The 10616-nt window shown below is 56.6% G+C and carries 5 protein-coding genes; all 5 read left to right on the forward strand.

Annotated features, from left to right (window positions below):
• Positions 1-42: 42 nt before the first annotated feature.
• Positions 43-1578 (forward strand): AAA family ATPase, encoded by a 1536-nt coding sequence (locus AC4PS6_RS16765; protein WP_054881250.1) that lies wholly within the window; start codon positions 43-45, stop codon positions 1576-1578.
• Entirely contained in the window at positions 1569-3068 is a 1500-nt protein-coding gene (locus AC4PS6_RS16770) for a VWA domain-containing protein (protein ID WP_054881251.1), read from the forward strand. Before AC4PS6_RS16765 ends, AC4PS6_RS16770 begins: the two co-directional genes overlap by 10 nt.
• Positions 3065-6340: a type I restriction endonuclease subunit R gene (locus AC4PS6_RS16775; protein WP_054881252.1), complete on the forward strand. Its 3276-nt coding sequence runs from the start codon at positions 3065-3067 to the stop codon at positions 6338-6340. The genes AC4PS6_RS16770 and AC4PS6_RS16775 overlap by 4 nt, the downstream gene beginning before the upstream one ends.
• Complete coding sequence (locus tag AC4PS6_RS16780; protein ID WP_054881253.1) at positions 6337-7113, forward strand: M48 family metallopeptidase; 777 nt, start codon at positions 6337-6339, stop codon at positions 7111-7113. Before AC4PS6_RS16775 ends, AC4PS6_RS16780 begins: the two co-directional genes overlap by 4 nt.
• Positions 7114-7266: 153 nt before the next feature.
• Positions 7267-10614: an STY4851/ECs_5259 family protein gene (locus tag AC4PS6_RS16785; protein ID WP_223656451.1), complete on the forward strand. Its 3348-nt coding sequence runs from the start codon at positions 7267-7269 to the stop codon at positions 10612-10614.
• Positions 10615-10616: the final 2 nt, after the last annotated feature.

Genomic DNA, 10616 nt, shown 5'->3' on the forward strand with positions numbered 1-10616 from the left:
TGGTAGCCATGAGGGCTGCCGAGTGATTGCAAGGAGTTGGATGTGGGTTTGCAAAAGCGTATCGGGGATTTGGTCGCCAGCGTAAGCGCGGGCATGTTTGAGCGTGAAGAGATCATCGCGGTATCCCTGCTGGGAGCACTCTGCGGGCAGAATACATTTTTATACGGGCCACCCGGCACGGCCAAGAGTCTGATTTCTCGCCGTATAGCCTGCGCCTTTGAGCAGCCAACCTATTTCGAATACCTGATGAACCGCTTCAGCACACCTGAAGAGGTGTTTGGCCCTGTGTCCATAAAAGCGCTGAAAGAAGATCGCTACATTCGCAAAACAGATAGTTATCTGCCCAAGGCCGATTTCGCCTTCCTTGATGAAATCTGGAAGTCCAGCCCAGCTATTTTGAATACCCTGCTGACGTTGATTAACGAGCATGTGTTCCGTAATGGTGAAGCCATTGAGAAAGCCCCACTCAAGGCCCTGATTGCTGCATCCAACGAAACGCCAGATGCCAATCAAGGCCTAGAAGCCTTGTATGACCGCTTTATTGTGAGGCTGATGGTGGGGCCCATTCGTGAAGCCCAGCACTTCGATCAGCTACTTAATAGCAAACCGACCGAAGCCAAAATCGATATCCCCTCGGCTCAACAGGTGAAGTCCAGCGAATGGGCTGAGTGGATGGCGCAATTGCATCAGGTCAAGCTGTCTGCTGAGACGCTAACCATCATTCACTTGATCCGCGAACAGCTGGAGCAGCAATACGAAACGCTCAAGGTTTATGTCTCCGACCGCCGCTGGCAGCGCGCAGCGATGCTTATGAAGGCAGCAGCCTTTTTTAATGATCGCAAGGAAACCAACCATAGTGACGCCTTGCTGCTGCAGCACTGCCTGTGGACTCATGAAGAAAATCGTCAGGCTGTCTGGGATATCGTTGCGGAGGCGGTAAAGGCCTGTGGGTTTGATAGTGGTATAGATTTGGCTGCACTGGATAAAGAGAAAGACGCACTAGACAAGGAGATAAAGAAGGAGCTTTTCCATTCTGCTGATATTTACAAAACGGTAAAGCTCTCCAACAAGGATTTCTTTCAATGCAAAGGCACCTTCAAGCCCAAAAACAGCTACTACAGCAACTACGAAAAAGCATTTGAGATATTCATCGCAAAAGATAGACTCAAGACAAAAGACGAGTTCCACCCGCTAGACAGTAAAGGTAATGAACAGAAAAGTGTTAAGTGCAAATTTGACGGACAAGGAACCTGTCAGATCACCTTATCTAACGGCCACGTGGATTACCTGAGCATTAAGTTCACGCCTGAAGTTCTTTTTCACAAAGGCGACAGAAAGGAGGATATTAATATACGATTAATCACCTCCCTTTCCTCTTCGGTGAGTGAAATTCGCGAGAAGCTCTCTTTCACTCTGAAAAAAGTAGAGAAAAAATTTAAAGCCTACGAGACTAAGCTGAGCTCGCCTTTTGTGCCGGCAGATAAGATTTCTCTAGCAATTTCGGGAATAGCACTACAAATCGAAGGTTTGCAACTTCGTATCAAAGACTGCGAACGGCTGGAAGAATTATGCCGCTAGATCTACTGGCTAGTGCTGCCAAGGATGTTAGCGATAATGCTCAGCGTATCTTCGCGTCGCTATTAAGAGACTCTGATTCGATTGCAGGTCACGTAGCAGAGAGGATTCGGCTGTGGCAGCTGGCCTCGGCTGAAGAGCTGAAAGCTGAGTTCCCCTTTGCGCTATATGAGCAGCAGCTATCGAACTGGAAAACCCGGAACCAGTCTTCCCCTGTTTCGAGTGCAGAACTGGCAGCAGCTGTTGCGGAGTATGTTGCGCTCTGTCGTGTAGCCAAACTGCCGGACAATCAATCTTTTTGGCAGCGTGAGCTAGCAGCGGTGACGGCCTCTCAAACAGTTACCAAAAAACGTCAGGCCGATAGCACCGTAAGTGCCCGCCTTTTGCGAGATGAATGGCAAAAGGCGCTAGATAAAGCGCGGGCCGAGTGGGAGCTTGAGCGCATATCCATGCTGCGCCGGCAGTTCATGGAGGAGCTCGAGGTATTTCTGCAGTTACTGCAACAGCTTCAACAGCAGTTGGAAATGCTGGGGTTGGACCCGGGTATATTCCTTGACCTGTCCAAAGGCAATTTCTCTGCACAAGAGATCGAGCGCTTTAAGCGGTGGGCTAACTACTTGGCCAATGATCCGGGTGTTCGGTCGCTATGTGATTTGCTGGGCAAGCTACGCCAGCTGGAGTTATCCGAGCGTATCGAGCGAGCCCAGGTGCGCTATACGCAAGACATTGAGTTACCGGATATCAATTCGCGAGAAGAGATCATCGGCATTCGCCTAGGGCGTGACATCGAGCATGTGCTGCCCAGCGAGTTGGCACTTCTGGCTGACCCCGAAACGTCCATTCTTTTCGACCTCAAGTATGTCGAGTCACGCCTGATGTGTTTTGACATGCAGGGCATTCAGCGCGTGCAGCAACATCACCAAAAAGAAGAGCTGCGTAGCGTTGAAGAGGCAGCTAAACAAGGGCCAATGGTGATCTGTGTCGACACCAGCGGCTCTATGAGCGGTATGCCTGAGACGGTTGCCAAAGCCGTGGCGCTCTTCATTGCAGGCAAGGCCAGGCAGCAAAAGCGAGCATGCTATTTGATTAATTTTTCCACCGGCATCGAGACGCTTGATCTTGGCGACGACTTTGGTATGGAGGCATTGATCAAGTTTCTGGGCATGTCCTTTCACGGCGGTACGGATGCGATCCCGGCATTGGATCATGCGTTGGGTGTGATGAAAAGCGAAGCCTATGAACGAGCAGACCTGTTGATGATTTCAGACTTCATCATGGCTAGCTTGCCAGAGCATTTACGCCAGCAAATTGAGCAGCAGCGTACTCATGGCAACCGCTTCTATTCCCTGGTCGTAGGCGATTGCTTTATGACTCAGCGTTTAACCAGCCTTTTTGATCATGAATGGGTCTATGACCCACACAGCAGCCAGATTCATGAGCTGATTGGTTTTCAGCGAAAACTGGATGGCCGCCCGGAGAATCACAGCGCATGACACCAACACCGAAATTTCAGGAGGAGTACAGCGCAAAGCTTCCTGCTCTGGCGCTGCTCTGCAACCTCGGCTGGGAATTCATGTCACCCGAGCACGCTCTGGCTGCGCGGGCCGGTAAGAGCGATGACGTGGTGCTGCGTGATGTGCTGCGTGAGCAGCTGAGTAAGCGGCGCTTCCTGTTTGGAGGCGGTGAGTACCCGCTTTCCGCAAAAGCTATCGACAACCTGATCAGTGAAGTGTGCAGCCCTGCACTCAATGAAGGATTGATGGCTGCAAACGAACGGCTCTATAACCATCTGCTGTATGGCATCTCGGTGACGGAGTTCGTGGATGGTAAAAAGGCCAGCCCAACCGTGGCGCTGATCGACTGGCACAATCCAGCCAACAACAGTTTTATCTTCACTGAAGAATTTCGCGTGCTCCGCAGCGGCGGTGTGGAAGCGCGCAGGCCGGATATCGTTTGCTTCGTCAATGGCATTCCTCTGGTCGTAATCGAGGCCAAGCGCCCGGATGGCAATGCACAAAAAGGCCCGACAATCGACGAAGGCGTTTCGCAAAGCCTGCGCAACCAGCGCCATGACGAAATTCCCAAACTGTTCGCCTATAGCCAGCTACTGCTGTCGATCAATGGCAGCGATGGGCGCTATGCCACCTGCGGCACGCCAGCTAAGTTCTGGGCGGCCTGGCGCGAAGAGGATATCTCTACCTCTGAGTTGTACACGCTAAAGAATCGCCAACTGACTGGTGTGCAGAAGGCGGCAATTTTCAGCCATCGCCCAGCGGCTGATCTGCACTGGTACGAAAACCTGATCGCTGGCGGCGAGCTCGCACTGACAGGCCAAGATCAGTTGCTCATTAGCCTATTGTCCCCAGCCAGGCTGCTGGAGATGACTCGTTTCTTCACCTTGTTCGACAAGAAGGCCGGCAAGATCGTCGCGCGTTACCAACAGGTTTTCGGCATCAAACGGCTGATTGAACGGATCAATCAGAAACGCAAAGACGGCGGTCGTGAAGGTGGTGTCATCTGGCATACAACCGGCTCGGGCAAATCATTCACCATGGTTTTTCTGAGCAAGGCGCTGATCCTGCATGACTCTCTCAAGCAGTGCCGCATTGTGATGGTCACCGACCGGGTTGACCTGGAAAGCCAGCTGAGCAAAACGTTTGCCTCGGGCGGCGAACTGGCTGGCAAGAAGGATCGCGAGGCTGCCATGGCCACTTCCGGCACGCGCTTGGCTGAGCAAATCGGTAAGGGCAACGAGCGCATCATTTTCTCGCTGATCCAGAAGTTCAACAGCGCTACCAAGCTGCCACAGTGCGTGAACACCAGTGCCAACATCATCGTGCTTATCGATGAGGGTCACCGTAGCCAAGGTGGTGAAAACCATATCCGCATGAAGCAGGCACTGCCCAATGCGGCCTTTGTCGCGTTTACCGGCACACCGCTGCTCAAGGACGATAAGACGACGAACAAGTTTGGCCCCATCGTGCATGCCTACACCATGCAGCGCGCAGTGGAGGATCAGGCTGTGACACCGTTGCTCTATGAAGAGCGCATACCTGATCTGGATGTAAATGCGCGCGCCATCGACAGTTGGTTTGAGCGAATCACTGAAGGGCTAAACGAGCAGCAGAAAGCCGACCTCAAGCGCAAGTTCGCCAAGAAGGGGCAAATCTATAGCGCGGATGACCGTATTCGCCTGATAGCTCTAGATATTGCTAACCACTTCGTGAAGAACATCGACGAGGGGCTGAAGGGTCAATTGGCCTGCGACAGCAAGGCCTCGGCAATCAAATACAAGCAGTATCTGGATGAGGCAGGCTTGTTCGAGAGCGCCGTTGTGATGAGCCCGCCGGATAGCCGTGAGGGCAACACCGATGTGGATGAATCGGCCTCACCCGAGGTAACCCAGTGGTGGAAGAAAAACGTCGGCAGTACGGATGAGCAGATCTACACCAAGCAATTGATCGAGCGATTCGACAAGGATGACTCTCTCAAGCTCCTGATAGTGGTGGACAAGCTGCTGACGGGATTCGATGAGCCGAAAAATACCGTGCTCTACATCGACAAGCCACTTAAGGAGCACAACCTGATCCAGGCGATTGCTCGGGTAAACCGCCTGCACCCACTGAAGAAGTTCGGCCTGCTGATCGACTACAGGGGCATCCTTTCCGAGCTGGATACCACGATCCAAAAGTATCAGGATCTGGCCTCCCGCACTCAGGGCGGCTATGACATCAATGACATCGCTGGCCTCTACAACCAGATGAGCAGCGAGTACAAACGGCTACCCCAGCTGCATAAGAACCTCTGGGCGATCTTCTCCGATGTGAAAAACAAAGGTGATATCGAACAGCTACGCCAAGTGCTGGTGCCCAGGATGCAAGAGCGCGATGGGGAGCTGGTTGATGTGAATCTCAAGGTACGCGACGACTTCTACGAAGCGCTGACCGAGTTCGCTACCTGCCTAAAGGTCGCTTTGCAGTCAGCATCCTTCTTCGAGGACACCAGCTTCAGCAATGCCGACCGCGCTCATTACAAGGAAACCCTTAAACAGTTCTCCAGTCTGCGCCAACTCGCCAAACAAGATGCCGGTGAAACGGTGAACTACGACCAGTATGCCGAGCAGGTACGTAAGCTGCTGGATAAGCATGTGGTAGGCGTCGAGGTGAAAGACCCCGGCGGAGTTTATGAAGTCGGCAAGATGGGGCAGCAAAAGCCTGAACAGTGGAGCGAGGAAAAGACACGCAACGAAACAGACATCATCAAGACCCGCGTCAGCAAGATGATTGAGCAGGAGTTGCGTGATGACCCCTACGCCCAAGAAGCGTTCTCCAAACTGCTGCGCCAGGCCATCGAAGAGGCAGCAAAGCTATTTGACCACCCGCTTAAGCAATACCTGCTATTCCACGAATTTGAGCAGAAGGTGCAGGCCCGCAAGCTCGATGAGCTGCCCGATGTGTTTGCGGGTAACCGGCATGCCCAGGCGTACTTCGGCATTTTCAAGAAGAGCCTTCCTGAGGCCTTGGTTTCAGCTGATGAACAGGCACAGGAGCACTGGGTAAAACTAGCTTTCAGCCTGGATGAAATGGTCACGACCTCAGTGGCTGAGCATTCAATCAACCCACAAAATATTGAGAGCGATATTCGCAAGAAGCTACTGCCGCTGCTCTTCAAGGAGTGCAAAGCGGTGGGCGCTGGCATGGATCAGGCGAAGGCCATGGTTGAGTGGGTGGTGCAAATCACGCGAGTAGGCTTGTCCGGCTTATGAGTGTACCCATCGTCATGAGCGCTCCACCTGCCTCCGCAGTGTCGAGCTGGCTGAGCTTCCACTATGCCGATGAGTTGATACAGGTTGAAAGGACGCGAAGGGCTCGCGATGTTTCACGCATTCTGATCAAAGTCGATCCGGACTGCCGCGTGCGCGTCAGTGCGCCGGATGGGGCCAGCGATGAACAGGTATTGGCCGCGCTGAAACGACGCGGTCGCTGGATCTATGAGCAGCTTCGTGAGTTCCGTGCTCAGCTAACCCACGTTCGCCCGCGGCAGTACGTCAGCGGGGAAAGCCACTACTACTTAGGCAAGCAGTATGTGCTCAAGGTGATTGAGGCGCCTGATGAGCTACAGCAGGTGCGTTTGTTGCGGGGCAAGCTGGAGGTTTCTGTTCGGGTCAAGTCGGCAGACAAGATCCGCGCACTCCTTTACGCCTGGTACAAAGCTCGCGCCCGTGAGGTGTTTGATCGACGTCTAGACGCTGTCTTGCAACAAGCCCTTTGGGTTGCAGCCAAGCCACCACTGCGCATCCTAAGCATGCAGACACAGTGGGGCAGTTGTTCACCTGCGGGCCGTATCACGCTCAATCCCCACTTGGTTAAAGCATCCCGCGAGTGCATCGACTATGTGATCTTGCATGAGCTTTGCCACATCGCCGAACACAACCACAGTGAGCGGTTCTACCGCCTTATGCAGCAGGTCATGCCGCAATGGGAAAAGACAAAAAAACGACTGGACGGTATGGCGGCTGCCTTGCTGAACGGAGGCTGAGCATCTCTTGATTCACGTGCATCCATCAATGCACTTCATCTCCAGCCCCCACAAGCCGGATGAATCCGTCGCCTTGTTTTAAGACTGAAAAAAGGACACGATCCAAGGACAGCCTTTGAGGCAGCTCACTCGTTCACAAAAAAGGAATTATGTGTGCCGCTTGTCCAATGGATTTCAGATTTTTTATCTAGGCGTGGACTGCAAGAGCCGGATGGTCGTCCCCTATTCGCCTATAAGACCTCATCAGAAGAATTCGAGACACTGCGCCAGCTCTTGCATGGGCTCAACCTAGGGCAACACGCGCACCCCGAATATGCTCAGGCCTGGCTACTTTTTGCGGCCGAATGGTGGAAGCGCGAATATCCAGGGGGAGCATGGCGCTGGGGACCACTGTGCGAGGCAGCCGGCCAGAGAAAGGTAGCTCATGAGAAGACCCGCAGCCTGGTAATTGATGGGCGTCGTCAGTGGCGTCTGCAAACCACTATAAAAAGTGAAGGCAAACGTTTCATCGGCCTGGTCGCGGTGAATGGCGGCCTGCCCATGCGCCTTGTCGAGTCGGCACAGGGCGGGTTATCCCGCCTGCTACGCATGGTCACTGAGCAGGCACTGGAATACCGCCTGCAGGATGAGCATCTGCGCCAGGCCATCGAGGCCCAGGCCGAGCTTTTGCCCGCCTGCTACCAGCAGGCGCCGGTCTACGAACTGCTCGACAGCTTGGTCAAGGCGGTGCTGCACATCCGCAAGGCCTATGCCCTGCAGGGCGCCCAAGACCCAATCGCCCGGCTGCAGGAAGAGTGCCCTCACTGGGAAGAGCTCTTCCCCATCGCCCTCGATTCCCAGGCCGCCGCCAGCCTGATCAAGGGTCTGGTCCGGGATACAGTCAGCATCACGCCCCAGTCGCGGCGGCCTCCTTTCCAGATCCAGCGCGGCCTGCGCTTCAGTTCCGATGGCTCCATACCCGTCTACGAGCAGTCCTTCGTGATGCAGGCTCAGGCCAGGCGCGATCAGGTTGCCGAGGCGCTGGGGATGGCCGTGGATGCGCTGCCGCCACACTTCCAGCTCCTGCTGCGCATCGGCGAGCGGGAATACCTGGTCGGCGAAGCCCTGCTTAGAGACGAGGAATACCAGCTGATCGCCAGGCCGCTGCCGGCCATCCACAGCCTGCACAATGCCGCGCAGCTGATCGTCAGCCGCTGGGGCGCCACCCTGCACATTGCCAACCTACCGGGCGGCGAAGCCTTGAGCCATGACGAGCCGCTGATCTTCGAGAATACCTACCCCTTTGCCCGCCTGCTCGCCCAGGGCGATGCGCTGGTCAAGGGCGAGTCGGCACTGGCGGCCATGCCGGCAAGAACCATCGTGTATGCCGAAGAAGGCGAGGCTCGCGAGCTGCATGACTGCCTGGCCGACGGGCAAATGCTGATGGAACTTCCCGCCGGTACCACCCGGCTCACGTACAAACAACAGCCCTTCGTTGTCACCATCAGCGCCAGCGCTACCCGCCACCCGGAAGCCTACTGGCATGGCAACAGTCTGGAGGCGCTCTCCGTGCCGGGGCTGCTGTTCCGTGGCACGCCGCGCCTACGCATTGAGCAGGGAACGGGCTTTTCCAGCTATGCGCCCGCCCATGAGCTGTTTGTCCGCACGCAGGGCAAGGAGCTGCCGCTCGCCCAAGCCCGGGCGCCGGGGCTGTGCCGGCTGATCTGGCGCAAGGATGGCCAGCGCCTGCTGAACACCCGCGCCGTGCTTCTCCCGGACGAAGCCTCCATCACCTACGCGCCGGGCGCCACTACCCTCGAGGGCAGCATTCGCCTTCACCACTGGCCTGATGTGCCCGTGCGCTGCGAGAGCGAACAGATCGCGCTGGAGCGCCGCCATGATGGAACAGGCCTGGCCCTGCGGCTGAAGAGCACCGGCAGCCGGCCGGCCACCACGGTTCCGCTGTGCCTGCAGTGGCCCGACGGCGAGCAGAAGCTCACTCTGCCCTTCCCCGGCTATGGCGTCACGCTGCTGCGCAACGACACTCCTCTCAAGCTGAATCAGGCCCTGACCATCGAAGAGCTGATCGGATGCCGTGCGGTATTGATGTCGACACAGGGCGCCGAGAACTGGCAGATTCGCCTGACCTCCGGCGGCACCGACTCACGCTCCACCCTGTCGCAGGAAATTCGCTACACCGGGATCCGCGAAATCCGTCTGTTCGAGCTGATTCCGGCAATCCAGCAGATGATGTCCTGCCACCCCGGACTCGATCATACCGTGCAGCTGGAGCTGATCCACGCCCACCAGACCCACGCCCGCCTGCAGGTGGGCCGCTACTCGACGCGCATCCGCCTGCACAGCCAAAAAGAAATGGCCTCCCTGAGCGATGGCGCTCGTGATCTCCTGCCCGAGCAGTCCCAGGCCGAGGGCCTGATACTGGCCCTGCCTCTGGCCGAGCCGGAACATGACCCAGTCAGCCTGCCGCTGCATTTCTCCGAGCAGGTGTTCACCGGCAACTGGCTGGTCAGCCTGCCGACCGATGCGGTTGGTCCCTGGCTGCTGTACACCCCCGACGACTCCAAACTGCACAGCCGTCCGACCGTCGTGCCGCCGACCGTGAGACAACTGTCGAAGCCCCTGACCCCGCTGCGCGACGCGCTCTGCGAAGCCGATGGTGAAGAGCGCATGCGCCTGCTCCGAGCCGCGCTGCGCGCCATGGCCGCGGATCCGGAAGCCGAGGACTGGCAGACGCTGGAGCTGCTGCTGGACCGGCTGCACCATCTGCCGCTGGCCAGCCTGGATATCTGCCAGGCACTGATCCGCGAGCCGCAAGCGCTGGCCATGGCCACCCTGCGGCTGGACGATTTCTCCAGCCGCCTGGCCGAGCGCCTGCCCTGCGAGCTGCCCTTCGAGTGGCTGCTGATTGCCCCGGAGCACTGGTTCGACACCTTTGCGACATTGCGCCAACAGCTGGCCGTCGACAATCCCCGGCTACTGTCGCTGATCCGCACCGACATCCAGAGTAAGAGCCAGTTCCTGTCTCGCTGGCAGCCCGCGCTGCGCTTTATCTTCGATCAGGGCCTGCACCACTCCTTCGATCTGCAAAGCCCGGATGTGGGGTTCTTCCTGAAAAACCCGGCGATGCTCACCGCCTCCTGGCAGTCGCACCTGTTTGATGGCGAGCACTCGGCCATGCAGCAGATGTTCCGGCGGAACCCTGCCGAAACCCATCAATACCCCGGCAGCGGCAATACGGATATAGGAGCCTTCCTGAAAACGCCCCACGGGCAAATGCTCCTCCGCTGCAGCAAGCTCCCTGCCAACGACTTCAAGTTGGCCACGGTCATGCTGCCCTTCATGGCCGCCTTCGATACCTACGCTGGCCGCGGGCAGCAATGGCAAGCCGACCCGGCACGCCTGTTCAGCCTCAGAAATGCTCGCCAGTTCGATAGCGTCTGGTTTGACTCGGCCTATCAACTCGGCCTGGCCATGGCGCAAGCCGCCTCGATGCAGAAGTGAAT

The organism is Pseudomonas sp. DW-iso17, from assembly GCF_058725345.1.